Source organism: Spirillospora sp. NPDC048824, assembly GCF_043198455.1.
GTDB lineage: Bacteria > Actinomycetota > Actinomycetes > Streptosporangiales > Streptosporangiaceae > Spirillospora.
In genome coordinates this window covers 259,695-283,366 of the sequence record NZ_JBICUS010000003.1, presented here as the reverse complement: position 1 = coordinate 283,366, position 23,672 = coordinate 259,695, and the positions used below count along the sequence as shown (strand labels likewise).

Below are 23,672 nucleotides of genomic sequence, written 5' to 3'. Positions count from 1 at the left end.
GCCCGCCGCTCTCAGAGGGCGGCGTGGACCTCCTTGGCGACGCGTTCGCCGGAGCGGACGGCGCCGTCCATGTAGCCCGTCCAGTAGTCGGACGTCTCGGTGCCCGCCCAGTGGACCGGGCCGCACGGCGCCCGCAGCGCCGGGCCGAAGGCCGTGAGCGCGCCGGGCGGCGCGATGCCAGTCGGGCCGCCGCCGCTCCACATCTCGTTGTCCCAGCGCTGGAACGCCGTGATCCGCGGGGCGCCCGCCTTGTCGCCGAACAGCTTCTTGAACGAGTCGAGCCCCGCGGCCCTGATCTCGTCCGCCGGCGCGCCGTCGAGCCTCCTGATGTTGGCCTGGTTCATGAAGCCCATCAGGATGCCGCGCGACCCGTCCGGCGGGCTGTTGTCGAACGTCGCGTCGATGGCGCCGCTGTCGGCGACGGCCTGCCCGGTGAGGCCGTCCGCCCGCCAGAACGGGGTGTCGTAGACGCCGACGAACTTGGCGATCGAGCCCATCGGGTAGCGCTGCATCAGCTGCGCCCTGCTGGCGGGCAGCGCCGGCGAATAGTCGATCTTGTCGGCGATCGCCGGGGACATCGCCACCACGACCCGCTTCGCCGACACCGTGATCCCGTCCGCGTTGACGGTGACGCCGCCCGAACCGGTGACGATGGACCGCACCGGCGCGTTGTAGCGGACGGCGCCGCCGAGGCTCGCCGCCAGGCGGATGGGCACCTGCTCCGAGCCGCCGACGAACCGGGACTCCTGCGCGCCGTCCTTGGTGTTGATCAGCCGGTCGATCGTCCCCGGGTTGCTCTCGTTGCCCGCGGCGGCCGCGTAGTGCAGCAGGTAGAGCAGCGACACCTCCTGCGAGCGCATCGACAGCGTCGAGGAGACGAACGCGTCCATCAGGAACCGGGCGCCGCTGCTGATCGAGTTGGCCCGCGACCAGGTGTGGAACGTCTGGGCGTCCCACTCGTCGGCCTTCGCCGCCTTCCACGGTTCGCCGACCGGGACGTCCTTGATCATGCCGCCGAGCTTCAGCAGCGCGATCTCCAGGTCGATGACGCCCCAGTCCGGCGGGACCGCGCCGAGGATGCCGTCGGTCTCGTACAGGGACCGCGTTCCGTTGCGGTAGTAGACGTTCTTGCCGGTGTTGTAGGTCTTGAAGGTCTCCACGCCCATGTCCCGGGTGAGCGCGGCGATGCGGTCCTGGGTGGGGCCGATGAACTCGGCGCCGCCCTCGCTGGTGGTGCCGTCGCCGAGCGGCAGGCCGTAGACGCGGCCGCCGGGCCGGTCGCGGGCCTCCAGGACGATCACCGACCTGCCGGCCGCGGCGAGGTCGCGGGCGGCGCTCAGTCCGGACAGGCCGGCGCCGACGATCACCACGTCGGCGGTGAGGGGTGCGGTTCGGGCGGCGGCGGGCGGTGCCGCGGCCGCGGAGACGACGGCTCCGACGGCGGTGAGCGCGCCTGTGCCGAGCAGTCTGCGGCGGCTGACTCGGGTCACGGGAATGCCTCCTGGGGGGAAGTCCAAGAGCGGGGGACGGAAGATCACACGGTCGGTCACGCTATGCCAGCCCCGGCGGAAAAGTCGAGGGTTCTTCATGTTTTGTGATCGCGATGTTCGGTGACCGCTCCACCGTGCCCGCGGCCGGACCCGCCGCCCGGACGTGCCCTAGAGTCCTGGCCATGGGGGAGACGCACATCGCGCGGCGCCGCCGGCTGGCCGCGCTCGTCGCCGGGCGCGACGCCGGCGCCCTGCTGGTGACCGGCCTCGTCAACGTCCGCTACCTGACGGGCCTCGACAGCTCCAGGGCCGCGCTGCTCGTCCCGGCCGCCGGCCCGGCCGTGCTCGCCACCGACGGCCGCTACGCCGGCATGGCCGCGCAGGTCTGCCCCGAGCTCCCCGTCATCGTCGACCGGCAGGTGGCGGCCGCGCTCGTCACGCGGGCCGCCGCCGACGGCCACGGCCGGCTCGGCTTCGAGGCCCACCACCTCACCGTCGAGCAGCACACCGGGCTCCGCGACCAGGCCGACATCGAACTGACCGCCCCCGGCCACCTGGTCGAGGACCTGCGCATGGTCAAGGACGAGGAGGAGATCGCCCTGCTGCGCGAGGCGTGCGCCATCACCGGGCGCGCGTTCGAGGCCGTCCTCCCCGCGATCCGCGCCGGGGTCACCGAGCGGGCCGTCGCCATCGCGCTCGAACGGGCGATGGCGGACCTCGGCGCCGACGCCCCCGCCTTCGAGTCGATCGTCGCGTCCGGGCCGAACGGCGCCGTCCCGCACCACCATCCGGGCGGCCGCGAACTCCAGGGCGGCGACCTCGTGACCATGGACTTCGGTGCCCGGTACGGCGGCTACCACGCCGACATGACCCGCACCGTCGCGATCGGCGAGCCCGCCGGATGGCAGCGCGACCTCTACGACCTCGTCCACCGCGCGCAACTCGCCGCGATCGGCGCCGCCGCCCCCGGCGCCGACACCCAGGCCGTCGACGCCGCCGCCCGCGACGTCATCAAGGCCGCGGGGCACGGCGACGCGTTCACCCACGGGCTCGGGCACGGCGTCGGCCTGGAGATCCACGAGGCTCCGCTCATGGGGTACGACAAGACCGGTAGGCTGATGGACCGGGTTCCGATCACCGCGGAGCCGGGGATCTACCTCGCGGGCCGGGGCGGGGTCCGCATCGAGGACACCCTCGTGGTCCGCGCGGACGGCCCGGAGCTCCTCACCACAACGACCAAGGACCTGCTCGTGCTCTGACGCGGGCCCGCGACCGGGAGAACAACGCAGTGGCGACGACGAACGACCTGAAGAACGGCATGACGCTGAACCTCGACGGCCAGCTGTGGACCGTCCTGGAATTCCAGCACGTCAAGCCCGGCAAGGGCGGCGCGTTCGTCCGTACCAAGATCAAGAACGTGCTGTCGGGCAAGGTCGTCGACAAGACCTTCAACGCCGGCACCAAGGTCGAGGTGGCCAGCGTCGACAAGCGGGAGATGCAGTACCTCTACCGCGAGGGCGACGACTTCGTCTTCATGGACACCGAGACCTACGACCAGCCCCACATCCCCCAGGCCGTCGTCGGCGACGCGGCGAACTACCTGCTCCCCGAGCAGAACGCCACGATCGCCTTCAACAACGAGAACCCGCTGTACATCGAGCTGCCCGCCGCGGTCGTGCTGGAGATCACCGAGACCGAGCCCGGGCTGCAGGGCGACCGCTCCACCGGCGGCAGCAAGCCCGCCACCCTGGAGACCGGCGCGCAGATCCAGGTGCCGCTGTTCATCACCACCGGCGAGAAGGTCAAGGTCGACACCCGCTCCGGCGATTACCTCGGCCGCGGCTGAGGCGATGAGCGCACGCACGAAGGCACGCAAACTCGCGCTGGACATCCTGTTCGCGGCGGAGCTGCGGGAGGAGCGACCGACCGCGGTGCTCGCCGCCCGCGGCCGGCCCAACCAGGACGAGCTGGCCGAATACCCGCACGCCGTCCGGCTGATCGAGGGCGTCCAGGAGCACCGGGAGCGCATCGACGAGCTGATCGCGACCTACGCGACCGGATGGACGCTGGAGCGGATGCCGGTCGTCGACCGCAGCGTCCTGCGGATGGGAGCCTTCGAGCTGCTGTGGGTCGACGACGTCCCCGACGGCGTCGCGGTCGCCGAGGCGGTCGGCCTGGTCACCGAGCTGTCCACCGACGAGTCCCCGCGCTTCGTCAACGGCCTCCTGTCCCGCCTCCAGCAGCTGAAACCCTCCCTAACCTTGTAGCACAGACCCCAGCGGTCGCCTCGACCACGCACTAACCTCGACAGTCGAGATCGCGTCCGAAGGCAGGTTTCGAGCTTGCGAGGAACCTGATCGCGCAGCGAGTCGGAGCGATGCAGCGATCGCACGCAGGGCTCGACGATGGAGGGCCCTCTAGGGCCCGAAGGAGGAGGGCACTGCAATGAAATACAGCCGCGTGCGCAGCGCGGTCCTGTGGGAGGCCCTGCGCACCGTCCTCGACCGCATCGCGCCGGAGGCCGGCCAGAGCGAGGTCGTGGACGTCGGCGGCGGCACCGGCGGCTTCGCGGTGCCGCTCGCCGAACTCGGGCACCGGGTCACCGTGGTCGACGCCAACCCCGACGCGCTCGCCGCACTGGAACGCCGCGCCGCCGAGTCCGGGGTGACCGTCCGCGCGGTGCAGGGCGACGCCGTCGACCTCCCCGACCTGCTGGGCCCGGACGCCGCCGACCTGGTGCTGTGCCACAGCGTCCTGGAGTACGTGGACGACCCCGGCGAGGCGATGGCGGCGCTGACCGGCACCGTCCGACCCGGCGGCTCGGTCAGCCTGCTGGTCGCCGGGCAGATCGCCGCCGCGCTGCACCGCGCGGTGTCCGGGCACTTCGACGACGCCCGCCGGGTGCTGACCGACCCGTCCGGCCGGTGGGGCGAGGGCGACCGCATGCCCCGCCGGTTCACCCGGGAGACGCTGTCGTCGCTGGCGCGCGGCGCGGACCTGCGGGTCGCCGAGCTGCACGGCGTCCGGATCTTCGCCGACCTCGTGCCGAGCGGCATGGTGGACGGCGACGCCGACTCGGCCGACGCGCTGATCGCGCTGGAGTCGGCCGCGGCCGTCCATCCCGTCCTGCGGGAACTCGCCACCCAGCTGCACCTGGTGGCCGACAAACCGGCCGGGTAGCAGCCGTGAGCCGCAAGCAGCAGCTGCATCGGCCGGGGCCGCAGCCCGGCCCGCCCGCCGACGACACCGGATGCGCGATCCTGCATGTTGACATGGACGCGTTCTTCGTCAGCGTCGAGCTCCTCGAACGCTCCGAACTGCGGGGACGTCCCGTGATCGTGGGCGCCGCGGGGCCGCGCGGGGTGGTGTCGGCGGCGTCCTACGAGGCCCGCCGGTTCGGCGTGCACTCGGCGATGCCGATGACCCGGGCGCGGCGGCTGTGCCCGCAGGCGGTGATCCTGCCGGTGAGCCACGGCAAGTACTCCCGCGTGTCCGCCGCGGTGTTCGAGCTCTTCCGCTCCATCACGCCGCTGGTGGAGGGCCTGTCGCTGGACGAGGCGTTCCTCGACGTGGCGGGCGCCCGGCGGCGGCTCGGCCGGCCCGCCGAGATCGCGGCGATGATCCGCGAGCAGGTCCGCGACCAGCAGGGCATCACCTGCTCGGTCGGCGTCGCCAGCACCAAGTTCATCGCCAAGCTGGCCTCCACCCGGTGCAAGCCCGACGGGTTGCTCGTCGTGCCCCCGGACGGCGTCGTGGACTTCCTGCACCCGCTGCCCGTCGCGTCCCTGTGGGGCGTCGGGGAGCGGACGGAGGCGGCGCTGGCCCGCCTCGGGCTGCGGACCGTGGGGCAGCTCGCCCAGGTGCCGCCGGAGACGCTGAGGCGTGAGCTGGGCAACGCGACGGGCACCCATCTGCACGCGCTGGCCTGGGGCCGCGACCCCCGCGAGGTCGTCCCGCACACGCCCGACAAGAGCATCGGCGCCGAGGAGACGTTCGACACCGACATCGACGACCCGGAGGTCATCCGCCGCGAGCTGCTGCGGCTGGCGGAGAAGGTCGGCGCCAGGCTGCGGGAGAGCGGGAACGCCGGTCGGACGGTGAGCGTCAAACTACGGATGGCGAGCTTCAAGACGATCACGCGGGCGCGGACGCTGGACGAGCCGACCGATCTCGCGCGTGTGATCTATATCACAGCATGCGAGCTCTATGAGGGGGCGGGGCTGGATCGGGTACGTCTCCGACTGGTCGGGGTCAGGATGGAGAACCTTGGTCCCGCCGGCGAGGCCCCCCGTCAGCTCGCCTTCGACGAGCCGGAACGCGGCTGGCGTGAGGCCGAGCGAGCCATGGACCAGGTCGCGCACCGGTTCGGCCGCGGCGCGGTCCGCCCCGCGGCGCTGGTCCGGCGCGCGGCCGACGGTGACGGACGTGACGGCAGGGACGGCAGGGACGGAAGACAATGAAAGAAGGCTGTGAGGTGACCGGCGCCGGGCCCTCGACGGGCCGTTCGCTTTCGTACGCTCGACAGTGCTCGTATTCTGGGCATATCACCGTTGACGTTCGCGTCCTGCATCGGATACCCCGCCGCGGGGCTGTCGTTGGGAGGTGCCGTGCCGCTCTCTGAGCACGAGCAGCGCATGCTCGAACAGATCGAATCGGCGTTGTACGCCGAGGATCCGAAGTTCGCTCACGCGGTTCGCTCGACCAACCCCCAGGTCCACTACAAGCGCCGGATCGCCAAGGCCGCCTTCGGCTTTGTCGTGGGCGTGTGCACCCTGATGGCCGGTCTTGTGATCAACGCGGGCACCGTGACCATCGCGGTCAGCGTGACCGGCTTCCTCCTCATGGTGGTGTGCTGCGTCTGGGCGTTGACGAGTTGGAAGCGGATGACCGGAATCGGAAACGAGCCCGCGTCAGGCGGCGGCGGCCGGCAGGCCAAGCCCGCCAAGTCCGACAGACCCGCGAAGGCGGGCTTCATGGAACGCATGGAAGAGCGCTGGCGCCGCCGCAACGAGGGCGACTAGCTCTTCCCGGCCGTCCCGGTCCGACACGGGCACTGCCCGCATCGGCCGGGACGGACGTATGCCCGGGAAACGTATGCCCGGGAAACATGTGCCCGGGGAACGTGTGCCCGGAAACGCATGCCCGGGCCCCCGGCGCGGGGGCTACCGGCGGCGCAGGCGGCCGGGCAGGTCGTTCAGGCGGGCGGTCACGTCCAGCACGCGGTCACCCGCCGACCGGAGCGTCTCCCGCGTCTGCGCCATCGTGGACGGCGGCAGCAGCCGGGCGCGCCAGCGGGTCCGGCGCCCCACGGACGCGGCGAACGCCTCCCGGACGGTGCGGACGTCCGCGCGCAGCACCTCCGGGCGTTCGGGGGAGCGGGACAGGGAGTAGCGGGCGAGCTCCTCGGCGCGGGCGATGCGGGTGAGAGCCCGCGCGCCCGCCGCGTCCAGTTCCAGTAGCTCCCCGAGGCGGCGCGCGGTGGCGCGCGGCGAGTCACTGGAACGCCATTCGAACCCGTGGTCGAGTGCGTCGGCGCGCATCTCCCGCCATGCGGCGTGGGCGGCGCCCGCGGGATCGGGCTCCCACTCCGGGGAGGCCGCGCCGGACGGCGCCCTCCCGGAGGAGCGCTCCGGAGCCGGCCCGGCCGCCGGTGGGGGCGGCGCCGTCAGAGCCGCCCAGCGGCGGCGCCGGGTGACCACCCGCAGCGTCATCGGGACCGCCAACAGCAGCAGGACGAGGAGCCCGCCCGCCAGCCAGGGCGTCGCGGAGAACCCGCCCTCCTCGTCCTCCTGAGCGGCGGCGGCGCCCTCCGGGCCCGTGTCGCTGCGGTTCCCCGGCCCGGCGCTGGGCACGGCCGCGCCGTCGTCGGCGGGCGACGACGACTCCGGCGCCGGCGCGTTCCGGCCCTCCGAGTCGCCGCCGGTGCTGACCGCCGGAAGGGTGTAGCCGGGGGCGTCGGCGGTGCCCTGCCCGGCGGTGCCCGACGGCGTCGGCTCGAAACGCACCCAGCCGGTGCCCTGGAAGTACAGCTCCGGCCAGGCGTGCGCGTCGCGGGACCGGACGACCCACTCGCCGGGCTTGGTCTCGCTGCCCGGCGTGTAGCCCATCGCGACGCGCGACGGAATGCCGAGGATCCGGGCCATCAGCGCCATCGACGCCGCGAACTGCTCGCAGTAGCCGCGCTTGCTGTGCAGGAGGAAGTCGACGAGGTCGCTGCCGTGCTGCGGCGCCGGCGCGGAAAGGTCATAGGTGAACCCGCCGGTCTGGGTGAACCAGCGCTGCAACCGCACGGCCTGCCTGAATGCGGTCGCCGACCCGGCGGTGACGTCCTGCGCGAGCTGCCTGACCTGCTGCGGGATGTTCTTCGGCACCGCCGTGTAGTGCGAGACGATCTCGGCCGGGTAGTTGCCGGCGGCGGCGAGCTGCGCCGGCGTCGGCTCCGCGCGCAGGCTCTCGACGGTGTAGGAGCGCCCGCCCGCGGAGTCGCGCAGCGAGTAGACCATCAGCGACGGGCCGTGCACCCGCCAGTCGCCTTTGATCGACACCTTCGACGGGGCGTACGGCACCGGCAGGAACGTCATGTTCCTGACCTCGGGCCGGACCTCCACCTTGGTCCTCACCTTCCGGACGGAGGCGGCGGACAGTCCGGGCGGCGGCGGGAGGTCGTCCCCGGTCAGCCGGTCCTTGGAGCTGCTGCGCAGGGGGCTGTAGGTCCACCTGTCGCCGTCGAACCGGTCGAGGGCGTACAGGCGCAGGTAGTCGGGTCCCTGCGGGTCGTCCGTCCGGTAGGTGAGCACGACCGAGTCGTCCAGCCGGGTCAGCTCCCGCTTCAGGCTGACCAGCGGGTCGGGCGTGGTCACCGTCTGGGTGCCGCCGCCTTCACCGCCGCCCAGGCCGAGGAAGCCGCGGGGCTGTAGCCCGGGCACCGCCGCGGGGACGAGCACGGCGACGGCGACGGCCCCGACGGCGATCCGGCGGCCGCTCGCCGCCAGCGCCGCCGCGTCGAGCCGGACGGCCGACTCCTCCGGGCGGAGCTCGGTCCCCGCCAGCGGGACGTCCCGCTGGCGGCGCCGCGTCGTCACCGTCCGGCCCCAGCCGCCGACCCGCTCGCGGGAGTCGGCCATCAGCAGCGCGAGGAACCCCGCCGCCCCGACGCCGAACGCCAGCCAGCTGACGCCGTCCTCGCGGACCGCGGCGGGCACGCTGTACATGGCCAGCAGCGGCAGCCCGGCGGGGGCGGACCGGCGCAGCCGCACGGCCAGCAGGTCGACCAGGACGGCGACGAGCCCGACCCCGGCGGCGGCCATCATCGAGATCCCGGGCAGCAGCGGGACGGGTGCCGCGTACCGGTTGGCGGCCTGCCAGCCGGCCTCGTTGAGGTCGGCGAGGTGGCGCAGCGACTCCGGCGACGGGATGACCGCCAGCCACGCCCGGCCGTCGGCGTAGACGAGGTTGAGGTAGAGCAGCAGCGCCAGCAGCCCGGCCAGGAGGTTGAACACGGCGGGCAGCCGCAGCCGCCGGGCCAGCAGCCCGCCCGCGGCGACGGCGAGCACCGCCCCGAACCCCGCCCCGAACCAGCCGGCCTCCTCGAACAGCGGATAGAGGCCGATCGAGCCGGCGAGCGTCGCCAGCCCCGCCATGACCGTCATCCGGATTCTCATGAGCCGTCCCTGACGAAGTCCTCGCCGGCCTGGCCGGCCCGTGCCCATGCGCCGGCCAGCTCCGCCGCCGACCGGACGATCACCACCCGCCAGCCGCCCGCGCGCAGCAGCCCCGCCGCCTGAGCGGACACCGTGCCCGTGTTCGTGCCCGTGTTCGTGTTCGTGTTCGCGCCGCCGTCCTGCGGCGCCGTGCTTTCGGCGGTTCCGCGCCCCTCGACCAGCACCGCGACGCACGTCCCGGCGCCGCGCCGCGCCGCCGCGACCGAGCGCGCCTCCTCGCCGGACAGGACGCCGAACACCGCGATGATCAGCCCGTCGCCGTCCCGCGCCTTGCCGACCCGGCCCCGCAGAGCCGCCAGCCCGGGGGACAGCGAATCGCCCTTGGACCTGCGGGCGACGGCCAGGGCGTCCAGCAGCAGCCCCTCGAAGCCCCCGTCCGCCGACGCGGCCGGCAGTGCCTCACCGGCGTCGGTGACATAGCGCAGGTTCATTCCCGTCCGGACGAGATGCACCCCGATCGACGCGGTCGCCGACACGGCCTGCTCGAACGACCCGGCCATGCCGTCGCCCCAGTGCGCGGTGCGGCGGGTGTCGAGGAACAGCGTCCCGCTGCTCTGGAAATGCTGCTCCTCGCGCCGCACCATCAGCTCCCCGTGCCGGGCCGTGGACCGCCAGTGCACGCGGCGCAGGTCGTCGCCGTGCCGGTACTCGCGCGGGGTCACGTCGTCCTCGCCCGCCGCGGAGACCGCGCGGGCGATGCTGTCGCCGCCGCCCGTCCACGCACCGGTCAGCCGCTCGTACGGCAGCGGCACGATCGAGGGCGTCACCGTGAGACTGTCGGACAGGCTGAACGAGCGGACCAGCTCCACCATCCCGAACGGGTCGGCCAGCCGCACGGTCAGCGGCCCCACCCGGTAGCGTCCGCGCACGTCGGAGCGGATTCGGTAGCCGAGCTCACGCTTTCCGTGCGGCTCGATCCGGTCCAGGACGAACCGCGCCCGCCCGCCGAGCGCGTACGGCACCCGGTCCTCCACCATCAGCAGCCCGCTCGGCAGCCGCGACACGTTCTCCAGCCGCAGGTCGACGCGGGCCTCGTGGCCGACCGGCAGCCGCGGCGGGTCCAGCCGCCGCGCGCAGGCCAGCCGGTAGCGGGTCCGCGACACGGCCAGCGTGCACAGCAGCGGCAGCACCAGCACGAGCACGCCCGCGCGCAGCAGGTCGCGCTCGCCGAGGATGAACGCGCAGAGGATCGCGGTCGCGCCGGCGGCCACGAAGGACCGCCCGCGCGTGGTGAGGCCGGCCAGCGCTCGTCTCACTGGTCACTTCCGGTCAAGTCACTTCCGGTCAAGGTCGCTTCCGGTCAAGGGTCACTTCCGGGGGGACGGGACCGGCAGCCGCTTCACCAGGTCGGCGACGACCTGCTCGGGGCGGCGCCGTTCCACCTGCGCCTCGGCGGTGGGCAGCAGCCGGTGCGCGAGGACGGGAACGGCGAGGTCCTGGACGTCGTCGGGGACGACGTAGTCGCGGTCGTCGAGCGCCGCGTACGCCCGCGCGGCCCGCACCAGCTGCAGGGTCGCCCGCGGTGAGGCGCCGAGCCGCAGCTCGGGGTGGTTGCGGGTCGCGGTGACGAGGTCGATCGCGTACTGGCGCACCGCGGGCGACACGTGCTGCTTGCGCACCACCTCGATGAGGTCGCGGACGTCGGCGGCGTGCGCGACCGGGCTCAGCCGGTCGAGGGGGGACGTCTCACCGTGGGTCTCCAGCATCTCCAGCTCCGCCGCGGGGTCGGGGTAGCCCATCGAGATGCGGGCGGTGAACCGGTCGCGCTGTGCCTCGGGCAGCGGGTAGGTGCCCTCCATCTCCACCGGATTCTGCGTGGAGATCACCATGAACGGGGGCTCCAGCCCGTAGGTGGTGCCGTCGACCGTGACCTGACGCTCCTCCATGCACTCCAGCAGCGCGGACTGCGTCTTCGGGGAGGCGCGGTTGATCTCGTCGCCGACCACGATGTTGGCGAACACCGGGCCCGGCTTGAACTCGAACTCGCGCAGCTCCTGGTTGTAGGCGCTGACCCCGGTGATGTCGCTCGGCAGCAGATCGGGCGTGAACTGCACGCGGCGCACCGAGCAGTCGACCGAGCGCGCCAGCGCCTTGGCGAGCATCGTCTTGCCGACCCCGGGCACGTCCTCGATCAGCAGGTGCCCCTCCGCCAGCAGCACCGTCAGCGCGAGCCGCACCGCCGAGGGCTTGCCCTCGATCACCGACTCCACCGCGTCCCGGATCCTGTTCGCGACCTTGGCGAGGCCGTCGAGCCCCGGACCCGTCCCTCCACGTCCCGTGGCGCCGTGCCGGGCCGGGTGGGATGCCGGGGGGTCGGTCTCCATGAACGACTCGCCGTGCGTGCCTACTGCCACCAAACCCTCCTCAGTGCGCCCGCCCAAACGACAGTACGTCGTCGGAACGCCCTCTGCGATGTTCATGATGAACGCGAGCCCATTGTGCTCCACGGTGATCGGGGTCTGAGCCCGCGAAGCACACCACTTCACTCCACACGTTCACTTCACGCGTTCACTGCACACGTCCCCCCGGACCCCCGGGTGATGGCCGTCGCACGTGCCGCGCCGTCCCCGTCCGCCGCGGCGCGCGGATGGGGCCGCCGTGGGCCCCACTCGGCACCACCCGCTCTGACCTGCGAATTCGTCCATGAACTCGGTTCGGCACCGGTGTTTTCATTGTTGACGGTGGGGAAGAGTGGAGTAGAGTGGGGCGCCGTGGGGAGCAGTAGCGCCTCATGCGGCGCGGGAGGTGGGGCCGGTGTTCCTCGGCACCCATTCACCGCGCCTCGACGACAAGGGACGGCTGTTCCTGCCGGCGAAATACCGCGAGGAGCTGTCGGGGGGATTGGTGATCACGAAGGGCCAGGAGCGCTGCCTGTACGTCTTCCCCATGGCGGAGTTCCAGCGGATTACCGAGGCTCTGCGTGCCGCGCCGGTCACCGAGAAGGCCGTACGGGGCTACAGCCGGGTCTTCTTCGCCAGCGCCTCCGACGAGGTCCCCGACAAACAGGGCCGCGTCACCATCCCGCCTCCACTGCGAAAGTACGCGGGGCTCACCCGCGACTGCGCGGTCATCGGTGCCAACACGCGTCTGGAGATCTGGGACGCGCAGGCATGGGAGACCTACCTGGAGCAGGAGGAGCAGACGTTCTCCGACGTCTCGGAGGAGGTGTTGCCAGGGATCCTCTGAGAAACGACTCGTCGGTCCGATGACCGGCAAAGGCCCACGTTCGGCCAGGTCTCCAGCCGCTCTCCGAGCCAGCTGGCGCAGCTTCCCCGGCGCCAGACGGCGACCCCCCGCGTATCACGCGGTGATCTTCCTCTAGGGCAGCGGATGGGGACCTGGCCGGGCGAGGCCGCCGCCGGGGGTGCGAAGCGGTCGTCCGGCCCGGCGAAGCCACAAGTCCGCGAGCGAAGTGGCGAGTACAGGGGGTGAAGCATGGACGTGGGGAACCACGCGCCCGAGCCCGGTCACGTACCGGTCATGCTCGGTCGCGTCCTGACGTTGCTCACCCCCGCGGCGCAGGCCGTCACCGGCCGCGCGCCCATCTACCTCGACGCCACGCTCGGCATGGGCGGCCACGCCGAGGCGATGCTGCGGGCCGTCCCGGGCCTCCGCCTCATCGGCCTGGACCGCGACACCACCGCGCTGGAGCGCTCCGCGCGCAGGCTCGCCCCCTTCGGTGACCGGGTGACGCTGGAGCACGCCGTCTACGACGAGATCCCCGTGGTCCTGCGCCGGCTCGGCGTCCCCGCGGTGGACGCCGTCCTGTTCGACCTCGGTGTCTCCTCCCCGCAGCTCGACGAGACCGGCCGCGGTTTCGCCTACTCCCACGACGCCCCCCTCGACATGCGGATGGACACCACCCAGCGGCTCACCGCGGCGGAGGTCGTCAACGGCTACGCTCCAGCCGAACTCGCCAGGATCCTGCGCGAGTACGGCGAGGAGCGCTTCGCCCAGCGCATCGCCTCGGCGATCGTCCGCGAGCGCGAGCGCGCCCCGCTCGACTCCACCCGGCGCCTCGCCGACCTGGTGCGCACCTCCATCCCGGCCGCGACGCGCCGCACCGGCGGCAACCCGGCCAAGCGGACCTTCCAGGCGCTGCGCATCGAGGTGAACGGCGAACTGGACATCTGGCGCCGGGCGCTGCCCGCCGCGCTGGGCGCGATCCCGGTCGGCGGCCGCATCGCCGTCCTGTCCTACCACTCCCTTGAGGACCGCATCACCAAGCAGGTCCTCGCCGCCCAGGCGGCCGACACCACCCCGCCGGACCTGCCCGTCCCGCTGCCCGAGCACGAGCCGCGGTTCCGGCTCCTGACGCGCGGGGCGGAGCTGCCGTCCGACGAGGAGACCACGACCAACCCACGGGCCGGATCGGTGCGGCTGCGCGCCGCCGAGCGGGTCCGGGAGGCGACATGACCACGACGAGCAGACGCCCGCCGGCCAAGGCGCCGAAGAAGAGGACCAGGACCCGGGAGCGCCCGGCCGACGCCGCCGTCCCGGCGCCCGCCAAGAGCAGGCCCGCGCCGGCCAAGGGCACGGCGGCCAAGGGCACGGCGGCCAAGACGAGGCCCGTCGCGCCCGCGGCGGGCAAGAGCGCCGCGACGAAGACCGCGCCCGCGAAGACCACGCCCGCCAAGACCGCCAAGGGCGGGGCGAAGCCGGTCGCCGGTGGGACTCGTCCGGCCGCGTCGCGGCGGACGGCGGCCCAGGCGCCGCCGCGGACGCCGTTCGTGCTGCTCATCGTCGGGCTGCTCGGCGGCGCCCTGGTGAGCCTGCTGCTCCTCAACACCGTCCTGGCGGAGGACGCGTTCACGCTGACCCGGCTGCAGCAGAGCAACAAGCAGCTCGAGCAGCAGCGCCAGTCGTACGAGGAGGAGATCGCCCGCGAAGGCTCCCCGCAGGGGCTGTCGAACAAGGCCAAGGCGCTCGGCATGAAGGAGGCCGAGGACCCCGCGTTCTTCCACACCGGCACCGGACAGGCCAGCGACGGCAAGATCCGCCCGGTCCCGCACGCGGCGGCCGCGGCGGCCGGCGCCGCGGGCGTGGTCGGCGTCCCCGGCACCGTGGTGCCCGGCGACGGCGTCCCGCCCTCCCTGATCGGCGGCGGGCGCGGAAGCGGAGCGCCGTGAGCGTGCACGGCCGCATCGGGGAGCGGGGGGCACGGTGACGAAGCCGCCGGGACGCGGGACCGCCGGGCCTCCGCCCGGCCGGAAACGCGGTTCGGACGGGCGCGGCGCCCGTGGCTCGGCGGGGCGGGACGACAAGAGCGGCCCGGGCGCGGCGCGCGCGTCCGGGCGTCATTCCGGCAACTCCCCGCGCCCTCCGGGCGGGAGATCGGACGGCGCGGGACGGCGGGGCACGAAGGGCGGCGCCGCCCGGCGTCCCGCCCGCGGCGGCGCGGCACCCGCGGCGCCTAAGGAGCCCCCCCGCAAGGACGCCGGGACCGGCGGCGCGTCCGCCAAGAAGCCCACCGCCAAGAAGCCCACCGCCAAGAAGCCCACCGCCAAGAAGCCCGCAGCGAAGAGGCCGGCACAGAAGAAGGCCACGCCGCGGAAACCCGCGCAGAAGAAGGCGCCCGCCACGGGCACGGCCGGCAGGAGCGGCGCGGCCCGGACGGCGCGGAGCGGCCAGGGCGCCGGACGCGGGCCCGGACCCAGGCGCGGCACGGGCGGCTCCGGCCGTCCCCCCGAACGGGGGCCGCGCACCCGTGCTCCGTTTCACCGGCGCGACCCGCTCAAGCGGCTGAACGTCGCGCTGCTCGTCGTCGCGTTCGTGCTGTCGCTGTTCGCCGGGCGGCTCGTCCAGCTCCAGACGATCGAGTCCGGCAAGTACACCGAGCAGGCGATGCGGCAGCGCCTCCAGGAGATCACACTGCCCGCGATCCGCGGCGACATCACCGATGCCCAGGGTCACCCGCTCGCCATGACGGTGGAGGCGCGGGCCGTCTACGCCGACCCGTCGCTGATCGAGCCCGCCAAGCGGCAGCCGGTCGTCAACGCCCTGGCCCCGACGCTCGGGCTGAACCCCGCGACGCTGATGAAGAAGATCAGCAAGCCCGACACCCGGTTCGTGTACCTGGCGCACGGCGTCCGGCCCGACCAGGCGCGGCTGATCACCTCGTGGGACCTGCTGGGCATCGGGACGCTGCCGGAGTACCGCCGCGAATATCCCAACGATTCGCTGGCCGCGAGCGTCATAGGTTTCGTGAACGACACGGGGAAGGGCGCCGCCGGCCTGGAGAGCTCGATGAACGACGTGCTCGCCGGGCGCGCGGGCTGGCAGCGGGTGGAGATCAGTCCCGAAGGCCAGCACATCCCCATGGGCAAGGACCAGAAGCGTCCCTCCGTGCCCGGCCGCGGCGTCCGGCTCACGCTGGAGCGCGACCTGCAGTTCAAGGCGCAGGAGGCGATCGAGAAGCAGGTCAGGGCGTCCAACGCCAAGAGCGGCAGCGTCATCGTCATGGATCCGCGCACCGGTGAACTCCTCGCGATGGCCTCCGCGCCCGGGTTCGACCCGAACGACTACGCCGAGTCCGACAAGCGGCTGTGGGGCAGCCCCCTGGTGCAGGAGGCGTTCGAGCCGGGCAGCACCGGCAAGGTCGTCACCGCCGCGGCCGTCATGGAGAAGGGCGGCGTCACGCCGCAGACGCCCTACACCGTCCCCGACAAGATCAAGAAGTACGACGCCGTCTTCCGCGACTCGCACCCCCACCCGCCCGAGCGGCTCACGTTCGCCGGCGTCCTCGCCAAGTCCAGCAACGTCGGCACCATCATGGCGAGCGAGAGCATCACCCGGCAGCAGCTCTACACGACGCTCCGCGACTTCGGCTTCGGAGAGAAGACCGGCCTGCCGCTTCCCGGGGAGACGCCCGGGCTGCTGAAGCCGCCCGGCCAGTGGTCGGGCACCGACCGGTACCCGATCGCGTTCGGGCAGACGGTGTCGGTGAACGCGGTGCAGATGGCCAGCGTCTACGCGACCGTCGCCAACGGCGGGGTGCGCGTCCGGCCCACCCTCGTCGCGGGCACCGTCGGCGAGGACGACAGGTTCACGCCGTCGCCCGCGCCCGAGCGCGAGCGGGTCATCAGCGAGAAGACGGCCCGGCAGATCAGCGACATGCTGGAGGGCGTGACGACCGACGAGGGCACGGCACCGAAGGCCCAGGTCAACGGATACCGCGTCGCGGGCAAGACGGGTACCGCCGAGATCGTCAACCCGCGCTGCGGCTGCTACGACGGCGGCGGCTACACCGCCTCGTTCGCGGGGTTCGCCCCGGCAGACGATCCGCAGCTGGTCGTCCAGGTCGTCCTGCAGGACCCCAAGCGGGGCAGCCACTATGGTGGCGATGCGGCCGCACCGGTCTTCAAGGACGTGATGGGCTTCGCGCTGCAGTCCGAGAAGATCCCGCCGACGGGGAGCCGACCGCCGATCATCCAGATCCACGCCCGCGACTGACGGCAGCGAGTACCCTCCTCGCCTGTGAGTCCACCATCACCCGTGTCCCAGCAGTCCCGTTCCGCTCGTACCGAAAGAAACGCCATGCGTCCCACCACCAATCCGGCCCGTCCGCTGAATGGACTCGCGGCGCTCCTCGGAATCGAGCAGACCGGCTGGGACGGAGTGTCGGCGACCGGCATCACCCACGACTCGCGAGCGGTGCGGCGCGGCGACATCTACGTTGCGCTGCCCGGCGCGCGCGCACACGGCGCGCAGTTCTCCGCCCAGGCCGCCGAGGCGGGCGCGGCGGCGATCCTCACCGACCCCGACGGGTACGACCGGGCGGCGGCGACGGGCCTTCCCGTCCTGGTGGTGCCCGACGTCCGCGCGCGGCTGGGCGACGCCGCGTCCTGGGTGTACGGGGAGCCCGGACGCGACATCACCCTCATCGGCGTCACCGGGACCAGCGGCAAGACCACCACCGTCTTCCTGCTGGACGCCGGCCTGCGCGCCGCCGGAATCGAGACGGGCCTGGTCGGCGGCGTCGAGATCCGGGTGGCGGGCGAAAGGGTCCCGAGCGCGCTGACCACGCCGGAGTCCACCGACCTGCACGCGCTGCTGGCGATGATGCGCGAGCGGGACGTCGGCGCCGCCGCGATGGAGGTCTCCAGCCACGCACTCACCCAGGGCCGCGTCGGCGGCGCGGTGTTCGAGGTCGCGGTCTTCACGAACCTGTCCCAGGACCACCTGGACTACCACCCGACCATGAAGGACTACTTCCTGGCCAAGGCCCGGCTGTTCACGCCCGAGTACTCCCGCGTCGGCGTCGTCAACCTCGACGACCACCACGGCCGCGAGCTGCTGGACATCGCCACGGTGCCGACGACGACGTTCTCGGCGTCCGGCGACCCGGCGGCCGACTGGCGGGCCGAGGACGTGCGCGTCGGCGCCGACGGCAGCGTGTTCCGCGTCGTCGGGCCCCTCGGCATCGAGGCCGACGCCGAGGTCCGGCTCGCAGGGCCGTTCAACGTCGCCAACGCGCTCGCCGCGATCGTCGCGCTCGTCGAGGCCGGCATCCCGCTCCAGGCGGCCGTGCACGGGGTGGCGTCGCTGCCCGGCGTCCCCGGCCGGCTGGAGCGCGTGGACGAGGGCCAGGACTTCGTCGCGCTCGTCGACTACTCCCACAAGCCCGGCGCGGTCGAGGCCGTCCTGAACGCGCTGCGGCCCGTCACCGAGGGCGACCTCACGGTGGTGCTCGGCTGCGGCGGCGACCGTGACCGCGGCAAACGCCCGCTGATGGGGGAGGCCGCCGCCCGGCTGGCCGACACCGCCTACTTCACCAACGACAACCCGAGGTCGGAGGATCCGCTGGCCATCCTCGCCGCTATGGTCGAGGGCGGACTCAAGGTGCCGCAGCGCGGGCGGGCGCACATCGTGGTGGAACCCGACCGTGCCGCCGCGATCGCCCTGGCCGTCGGCCGGGCCCGCCGCGGCGACGTCCTCGTCATCGCGGGCAAGGGGCACGAGCAGGGCCAGAACGCGGCGGGCGAGGTCCAGCCGTTCGACGACCGGGAGGTCGTCCGCGGGGCGCTGCGGCGCCATGCGAAAGAAAGAAGAGGGGACGGAACGCAGGCGTGATCCCACTTCCGCTGTCGACGATCGCGGAGATCACGGGGGGCACCCTTCACGGGCCTCCGGACGCCGTGGTGAGCGATCCCGTGGTGAGCGATCCCGTGGTGAGCGATCCCGTGGTGAGCGGTCCCGTCGTCATCGACTCCCGCGCGGCCGGGCCCGGGGCGCTGTTCGCGGCGCTGAAGGGCGAGCGCGCGGACGGGCACGACTTCGCGTCCGCGGCCCTGGCCGCCGGCGCCGCCGCGGTCCTCGCGCAGCGCCCGGTGGACGGCGGGCCGTGCGTGGTCGTCGCCGACGTCCAGGAGGCGCTCGGACGGCTGGCCAGGGGCGTGCTGGAGCGGCTGCCGGACGTGACCGTCACCGCGGTCACCGGCTCCGCCGGCAAGACGTCCACCAAGGACCTCATCGGGCGGCTCGCGGGCCGCGCGGGCCCCGTCGTCTTCCCGCCCGGCTCGTTCAACAACGAGATCGGGCTTCCGCTGACCGTGCTGCGCGCCGACGCCGCGACCCGCCACCTGGTCCTGGAGATGGGCGCCCGCGGCATCGGCCACATCGCCTACCTCACCGGGATCGCGCCGCCCGACGTCGGCGTCGTGCTGAACGTCGGCACCGCGCACGTCGGGGAGTTCGGCAGCCGCGAGAACATCGCCCGCGCCAAGGGCGAGCTCGTCGAGGCGGTCCGGCCGGGCGGCACCGCCGTGCTGAACGCCGACGACCCGCTCGTCGCCGCCATGGCGTCGCGCACGCGCGGCGAGGTCGTCACCTTCGGCCGGTCCCCGGACGCGGCGGTCCGCGCCGCGGACGAGACGCTCGACGAGCAGGGCCGGGCCAGGTTCACCCTCGTCACGCCGGAGGGCTCGGCGCCGGTCGCGCTGCGCCTGCACGGCTCGCACGCCGTCCCCAACGCGCTGGCCGCGGCCGCGGCGGCGCGGGCGGCGGGGCTCGCGCCCGCCGAGATCGCCGCGGGCCTCTCGGAGGCGGAGCCGGTCAGCCGGTGGCGGATGGAGGTCACCGAGCGGGCCGACGGGGTGACCGTGGTGAACGACGCCTACAACGCCAACCCCGACTCGACGCGAGCCGCGATCGACGTGCTCGCGCACATGGCGCGGGGCCGCCGCGCGTACGCGGTGCTGGGGGAGATGGCCGAACTGGGCGACTCGTCCGCCGCGGAACATGCCAAGATCGGGGAGCATGCGGCGCGCAGCGGGATCGCGGGCCTCGTGGTCGTCGGCGCGAACGCGGCGGCGATGGCCGGCGGGGCCGGGCAGGTGGGGTCATGGACAGGAGAGTGCGTGCAGGTGGATGACGTCGGCGCGGCGGTCGCCGCGCTCAGCGAGCGGCTCGCGCCGCGGGACGTCGTGCTGGTGAAGGGCTCTCGCGTGGCCGGACTGGAACGGGTGGCCGAGGCGATCCTCGCGGAGGGCGGCCGATGACCAACATCATCATCGCCGCGGGGGTCGCGCTGATCCTCGTGATGCTCGGCACGCCGGTGTGGATCCGGATCGTCAACCGGCTCGGCTACGGCCAGATGATCCGCGACGAGGGGCCTCAGGCGCACCTCAACAAGCGCGGTACCCCCACGATGGGCGGGACGGTCTTCATCGTCGGCTCGCTCGTCGGCTACGCGGTGGCGCACCTCGTCACCGGCACCGAGCCGACCATCTCCGGCATGCTGGTGCTGTTCCTGATGACCGGGCTCGGCCTCGTCGGCTTCGTGGACGACTACATCAAGGTGTTCAAGCAGCGCAGCCTCGGCCTGCGCAGCGGCGCCAAGATGATCGGCATCGTCCTCGTCGGCGTCGTGTTCGCCGTGGCGTCCCTCAACTTCCCCAACGGCTACCAAGTCACCCCCGCCGACCCCCACCTGTCCTTCCTGCGCGACTTCGGCCCCTCGATCGGCCCGTACTTCTTCGTGGTGTGGGCGCTGCTGCTCATCGCGGCCATGTCCAACGGCGTGAACCTCACCGACGGCCTCGACGGGCTCGCGGCGGGCCCGGCCGGCATGGTGCTGGCCGCCTACGTGATCATCGGGAACTGGCAGCTGCGCAACAGCTGCGAGTTCGCGCTCGACCCCAAGTGCTACACCGTCCGCGACCCCCTCGACCTCGCGGTGGTCGCCGCGGCCGTGCTCGGCGGCGTGTTCGGGTTCCTGTGGTGGAACGCGCCGCCCGCGAAGATCTTCATGGGCGACACCGGTTCTCTGGCCCTCGGCGGCGTGCTGGTCGGACTCGCGATCCTCACCCGCACCCAGTTCCTGCTCGCCATCCTGTGCGGGCTGATCGTGATGATCACCCTGTCGGTGATGATCCAGGTCGGCGGGTTCAAGATGACCGGGAAACGCGTGTTCAAGATGGCCCCGCTGCAGCACCACTTCGAGCTGTCCGGCTGGGCCGAGACCACGATCGTCGTGCGCTTCTGGCTGATGTCCGCGCTGTTCACCGCGATCGGCATCGGCCTGTTCTACCTGGAATGGATGCCCAAGTAGTGAGCAGCAGCCGTTTCGCAGACCGGTCCGTGTGCGTCGCCGGGCTCGGCGTCTCCGGGCGCGCCGCCGCCCGCGTTCTCGCCGGGCACGGCGCCCGCGTCACCGTCGTGGACGCCCGCGACGGCGAGGAGCAGCGCGGCCACGCCGCCGAACTGGAGGCCCGCGGGGTCACGGTCCGGCTCGGCGACGGCGAAAGCCTGCCGGACGGCACCGGCCTGGTGGTGACATCGCCGGGCTGGCGTCCGGACGTGCCGCTGCTCGCCGCGGCCGCCGCGTCCGGCGTCGAGATCATCGGCGAGGTCGAGCTGGCCTGGCGGCTCCGCCCCGAGGGCGCCGCGCCGTGGCTGGCCATCACCGGGACCGACGGCAAGACCACCGTCGTCCGGATGCTGGCGTGCATGCTCACCGCCGCCGGCCACCACGCACTCGCCGTCGGCAACGTCGGGACGCCCATCGTGGAGGCCGTCTCCCGGGGGCATGGGGAGCCGTCCCCCCAAGGGACGCAACGGCCGTATGACGTGCTGGCGGTGGAGCTGTCGAGCTACCAGCTGCACTGGTCCGCATCACTCGCCCCGGAGGCGGCCGCGGTGCTGAACGTCGCGCCCGACCACCTCGACTGGCACGGCTCCATGGACGCCTACGTCGACGCCAAGGCCAAGATCTTCGGGCCGGGCTGCGTCGCCGTCTACAACGCCGACGACGAGACGTCCGCCGCGCTGGCCGAACGCGCCCCCGACGTGGACCGGCGGGTCGGCTTCACGCTCCAGGTGCCGCGTCCCGGCGAACTCGGCGTCGTCGAGAACCTGCTGGTCGACCGGGCGTTCACCGGCGACCCCGCACGGCAGGCCGCCGAGCTGGCCGCGCTCGCCGACGTCCACCCGTTCGCGCCGCACAACGTCGCCAACGCGCTCGCCGCCGCCGCCCTCGCCCGCGCGTTCGGGGTGCCGCCCGAGGCCGTCCGCGACGGCCTGCGGGCGTTCGTGCCCGACCCTCACCGCATCCAGCACGTCGCGGACGTCGCGGGCGTCACCTACGTCAACGACTCCAAAGCGACCCAGCCGCACGCGGCCGCCGCGTCCCTGGCCGCCTACGAACCGGTCGTGTGGATCGCCGGCGGGCTCCTCAAGGGCCTGGACGTCGACGACCTGGTGCGTTCGTGCACCGGGCGGCTGCGCGGCGTCGTGCTGATGGGACGCGACCGGCACCGGATCGCCGAGGCGCTCGCGCGACACGCCCCGGATGTCCCCGTCGTGGACGTCCCCGACACCGACACTGGGGCCATGGACCGCGTCGTCAACGAAGCCTCCGGGCTCGCCCGGCCGGGCGACACCGTGCTGCTCGCCCCCGTCGGGGCGTCCTTCGACATGTTCGCCAACTACCCGGCCCGCGGTGACGCCTTCATCGCCGCCGTCGAACGCCTCGCCGGCACGGCCCGCGGCGCCGACCTGGGGGACGCCCCCCGGAACCCCAGTGCCGATCCGGGGGACGACCCCCGGAACCCCCGTGCCGACCCGGGGGACGGCCCCCGGAACCCCCGGTAGAGACGTGACCGCCGTACCGGCCGACGAGGAGGACGGCGGGCGCCCGGGGCCGCGCGAGCAGGTGGTCGCCGCCATCGGGCTGCTCGACCGCCCCCTGACGTCCTACTACCTGATCCTGGGCTGCACGGTGATGCTGCTCGCGCTCGGCCTGACGATGGTGCTGTCGGCGTCCAGCGTCAGCCAGCTCCAGGCGACGGGCTCGGCCTACCCCCTGTTCCAGAAGCAGGCCCTCTGGATGGCGATCGGGCTGCCCGGCATGTGGGTGGCGTCCCGCCTGCCGGTGAAGACGTTCCGCGCGCTCGCCTACCCGCTGCTGCTGCTGTCGATCGTCGTGCTGTCGATGGTGCTGGTCCCCGGGCTGGGCCGCAGCGCGGGAGGGGCGACCCGCTGGGTCGACCTCGGGCCGGTGCAGATCCAGCCGTCCGAACTGGCCAAGCTCGCCCTGGTGCTGTGGGGCGCCGACCTGCTGGCCCGCAAGGAGCGGCTCGGGCAGCTGACCGAGTGGCGGCCGCTGCTGGTCCCGCTGATGCCCGGCGCGGGCATCGTGGTCCTGCTGGTGATGATGGGCAGCGACCTCGGCACCACGCTGGTGCTCCTCACGATCTTCCTGGCGCTGCTGTGGGTCGTCGGCGCCCCCGGGCGGCTGTTCGTCGGCATCGCCGGGCTCGTGTGCCTGCTGGTGTCGATCCTCATCGTCGTCGAGCCGTACCGGATGCAGCGGCTCACCGGGTTCCTCGACCCGTCCGGCAACCAGCTCACCACCAACTACCAGGGCACGCAGGGCCTGTACGCGGTCGCCTCGGGCGGCCTGTTCGGCACGGGCCTCGGGGAGGGGCGTGCCAAATGGGACTATCTGCCGGAGGCCGAGACCGACTTCATCTTCGCGATCGTGGGGGAGGAGTTCGGGCTCGTCGGCACCCTCGTCGTCCTGTCCATGTTCGGGCTGCTCGCCTACGCGGGCCTGCGGATCGCCCGGCGGGTGGCCGACCCGTTCACCCGGCTGGCCGCCGCGGGCGCCACGTCCTGGCTGGTCGTGCAGGCCATCGTGAACATCGGGGCCGTCATCGGCGTCCTCCCCATCACCGGCATCCCGCTTCCGCTCGTGTCCTACGGCGGATCGGCGCTGATCCCGAGCCTGTTCGTGCTCGGGATGCTGCTCGCGTTCGCCAAACGCGAGCCCGGTGCGAGGCAAGCACTCTCCGCACGGGGCCCCGGACCGGTCGTGAGGGCTCTAAGCTGGCTGGGTCTGGCACGGCGTTGAAAACCCCCTCCGGGGGTCCGGGGGACGTCCCCCGGATCGACCCGCCCCCACCGGGATGCCGGAACGTCGCGTCCGCGTGCGTGCCCACTAGCCGGACGCGCGGCACCC

Annotated in this window: 19 protein-coding genes; 15 read left to right on the top strand and 4 right to left on the bottom strand. The window is 73.2% G+C overall.

Translation table 11 applies throughout. From position 1 onward, the window contains the following. Positions 1–11: 11 nt before the first annotated feature. Positions 12–1,490 (bottom strand): flavin monoamine oxidase family protein, encoded by a 1,479-nt coding sequence (locus ACGFIS_RS07710; protein ID WP_392909214.1) that lies wholly within the window; start codon positions 1,488–1,490, stop codon positions 12–14. 182 nt (positions 1,491–1,672) lie between these two features. Here ACGFIS_RS07710 and ACGFIS_RS07705 point away from each other — a divergent pair, with 182 nt between their 5' ends. From ACGFIS_RS07705 to ACGFIS_RS07680, 6 genes are all read left to right on the top strand, one after another. Continuing rightward, on the top strand, positions 1,673–2,749 hold the full coding sequence (locus tag ACGFIS_RS07705; RefSeq protein WP_392909212.1) for a M24 family metallopeptidase: 1,077 nt from the start codon (positions 1,673–1,675) through the stop codon (positions 2,747–2,749). Between the two features lie 29 nt (positions 2,750–2,778). Then, on the top strand, positions 2,779–3,336 hold the full coding sequence (gene efp, locus ACGFIS_RS07700) for an elongation factor P (protein WP_392909210.1): 558 nt from the start codon (positions 2,779–2,781) through the stop codon (positions 3,334–3,336). Positions 3,337–3,340: 4 nt separating this feature from the next. Continuing rightward, positions 3,341–3,757 carry a transcription antitermination factor NusB gene (gene nusB, locus ACGFIS_RS07695; RefSeq protein WP_392909208.1) on the top strand — a complete coding sequence of 139 codons (417 nt, stop codon included), beginning with the start codon at positions 3,341–3,343 and terminating at the stop codon, positions 3,755–3,757. A 178-nt stretch (positions 3,758–3,935) separates the two neighbouring features. Continuing rightward, the gene (locus ACGFIS_RS07690) at positions 3,936–4,670 is read left to right on the top strand and encodes a methyltransferase domain-containing protein (protein ID WP_392909206.1); all 735 of its coding nucleotides are present in this window, start codon (positions 3,936–3,938) and stop codon (positions 4,668–4,670) included. A gap of 5 nt (positions 4,671–4,675) precedes the next feature. Next, positions 4,676–5,950, top strand: a complete 1,275-nt coding sequence (locus ACGFIS_RS07685) for a DNA polymerase IV (protein ID WP_392909204.1) — start codon at positions 4,676–4,678, stop codon at positions 5,948–5,950. A gap of 147 nt (positions 5,951–6,097) precedes the next feature. Then, positions 6,098–6,511 (top strand): DUF3040 domain-containing protein, encoded by a 414-nt coding sequence (locus ACGFIS_RS07680; protein WP_392909202.1) that lies wholly within the window; start codon positions 6,098–6,100, stop codon positions 6,509–6,511. A gap of 141 nt (positions 6,512–6,652) precedes the next feature. On the opposite strand, the gene ACGFIS_RS07675 is transcribed toward ACGFIS_RS07680, so the two are convergent. The 3 genes from ACGFIS_RS07675 to ACGFIS_RS07665 are packed head-to-tail and all read right to left on the bottom strand — an operon-like array spanning position 6,653 to position 11,535. Continuing rightward, a complete protein-coding gene (locus tag ACGFIS_RS07675) occupies positions 6,653–9,151 on the bottom strand; it encodes a DUF3488 and DUF4129 domain-containing transglutaminase family protein (protein ID WP_392969955.1) in 2,499 nt (832 codons plus the stop codon). Beyond that, positions 9,148–10,467, bottom strand: coding sequence for a DUF58 domain-containing protein (locus ACGFIS_RS07670; RefSeq protein ID WP_392909198.1), 1,320 nt, complete (start codon positions 10,465–10,467; stop codon positions 9,148–9,150). The genes ACGFIS_RS07675 and ACGFIS_RS07670 overlap by 4 nt, the downstream gene beginning before the upstream one ends. A 51-nt stretch (positions 10,468–10,518) precedes the next feature. Next, positions 10,519–11,535: an AAA family ATPase gene (locus ACGFIS_RS07665; protein ID WP_392909275.1), complete on the bottom strand. Its 1,017-nt coding sequence runs from the start codon at positions 11,533–11,535 to the stop codon at positions 10,519–10,521. Positions 11,536–11,965: 430 nt separating this feature from the next. Here ACGFIS_RS07665 and mraZ point away from each other — a divergent pair, with 430 nt between their 5' ends. The 9 genes from mraZ to ftsW all read left to right on the top strand — a co-directional run bounded on the left by mraZ (position 11,966) and on the right by ftsW (position 23,564). Beyond that, positions 11,966–12,397: a division/cell wall cluster transcriptional repressor MraZ gene (gene mraZ, locus ACGFIS_RS07660; protein WP_346046544.1), complete on the top strand. Its 432-nt coding sequence runs from the start codon at positions 11,966–11,968 to the stop codon at positions 12,395–12,397. 249 nt (positions 12,398–12,646) lie between these two features. Then, positions 12,647–13,627 (top strand): 16S rRNA (cytosine(1402)-N(4))-methyltransferase RsmH, encoded by a 981-nt coding sequence (gene rsmH / locus ACGFIS_RS07655; RefSeq protein WP_392909195.1) that lies wholly within the window; start codon positions 12,647–12,649, stop codon positions 13,625–13,627. Continuing rightward, positions 13,624–14,340 (top strand): hypothetical protein, encoded by a 717-nt coding sequence (locus ACGFIS_RS07650; RefSeq protein ID WP_392909193.1) that lies wholly within the window; start codon positions 13,624–13,626, stop codon positions 14,338–14,340. The genes rsmH and ACGFIS_RS07650 overlap by 4 nt, the downstream gene beginning before the upstream one ends. A 34-nt stretch (positions 14,341–14,374) precedes the next feature. Beyond that, positions 14,375–16,663: a penicillin-binding transpeptidase domain-containing protein gene (locus ACGFIS_RS07645; RefSeq protein WP_392909191.1), complete on the top strand. Its 2,289-nt coding sequence runs from the start codon at positions 14,375–14,377 to the stop codon at positions 16,661–16,663. 84 nt (positions 16,664–16,747) lie between these two features. After that, the gene (locus tag ACGFIS_RS07640; protein ID WP_392909189.1) at positions 16,748–18,283 is read left to right on the top strand and encodes a UDP-N-acetylmuramoyl-L-alanyl-D-glutamate--2,6-diaminopimelate ligase; all 1,536 of its coding nucleotides are present in this window, start codon (positions 16,748–16,750) and stop codon (positions 18,281–18,283) included. Then, entirely contained in the window at positions 18,280–19,710 is a 1,431-nt protein-coding gene (murF, locus tag ACGFIS_RS07635; protein WP_392909187.1) for a UDP-N-acetylmuramoyl-tripeptide--D-alanyl-D-alanine ligase, read from the top strand. Before ACGFIS_RS07640 ends, murF begins: the two co-directional genes overlap by 4 nt. Continuing rightward, positions 19,707–20,762: a phospho-N-acetylmuramoyl-pentapeptide-transferase gene (gene mraY, locus ACGFIS_RS07630; RefSeq protein ID WP_392909185.1), complete on the top strand. Its 1,056-nt coding sequence runs from the start codon at positions 19,707–19,709 to the stop codon at positions 20,760–20,762. The genes murF and mraY overlap by 4 nt, the downstream gene beginning before the upstream one ends. Then, on the top strand, positions 20,747–22,303 hold the full coding sequence (gene murD, locus ACGFIS_RS07625; RefSeq protein ID WP_392909183.1) for a UDP-N-acetylmuramoyl-L-alanine--D-glutamate ligase: 1,557 nt from the start codon (positions 20,747–20,749) through the stop codon (positions 22,301–22,303). Before mraY ends, murD begins: the two co-directional genes overlap by 16 nt. Positions 22,304–22,307: 4 nt before the next feature. Further along, entirely contained in the window at positions 22,308–23,564 is a 1,257-nt protein-coding gene (ftsW, locus tag ACGFIS_RS07620) for a putative lipid II flippase FtsW (RefSeq protein ID WP_392909181.1), read from the top strand. Positions 23,565–23,672: the final 108 nt, after the last annotated feature.

What these genes read in the sequence shown, in the direction of transcription:
- mraY (WP_392909185.1), top strand. Translation starts at nt 19,707, where the DNA reads ATGACCAACATCATCATCGCCGCGGGGGTCGCGCTGATCCTCGTGATG.
- ACGFIS_RS07640 (WP_392909189.1), top strand. Translation starts at nt 16,748, where the DNA reads ATGCGTCCCACCACCAATCCGGCCCGTCCGCTGAATGGACTCGCGGCG.
- rsmH (WP_392909195.1), top strand. Translation starts at nt 12,647, where the DNA reads ATGGACGTGGGGAACCACGCGCCCGAGCCCGGTCACGTACCGGTCATG.
- ACGFIS_RS07650 (WP_392909193.1), top strand. Translation starts at nt 13,624, where the DNA reads ATGACCACGACGAGCAGACGCCCGCCGGCCAAGGCGCCGAAGAAGAGG.
- ACGFIS_RS07690 (WP_392909206.1), top strand. Translation starts at nt 3,936, where the DNA reads ATGAAATACAGCCGCGTGCGCAGCGCGGTCCTGTGGGAGGCCCTGCGC.
- ACGFIS_RS07705 (WP_392909212.1), top strand. Translation starts at nt 1,673, where the DNA reads ATGGGGGAGACGCACATCGCGCGGCGCCGCCGGCTGGCCGCGCTCGTC.
- nusB (WP_392909208.1), top strand. Translation starts at nt 3,341, where the DNA reads ATGAGCGCACGCACGAAGGCACGCAAACTCGCGCTGGACATCCTGTTC.
- ACGFIS_RS07665 (WP_392909275.1), bottom strand. Translation starts at nt 11,535, where the DNA reads ATGGAGACCGACCCCCCGGCATCCCACCCGGCCCGGCACGGCGCCACG.
- murD (WP_392909183.1), top strand. Translation starts at nt 20,747, where the DNA reads ATGGATGCCCAAGTAGTGAGCAGCAGCCGTTTCGCAGACCGGTCCGTG.
- ACGFIS_RS07675 (WP_392969955.1), bottom strand. Translation starts at nt 9,151, where the DNA reads ATGAGAATCCGGATGACGGTCATGGCGGGGCTGGCGACGCTCGCCGGC.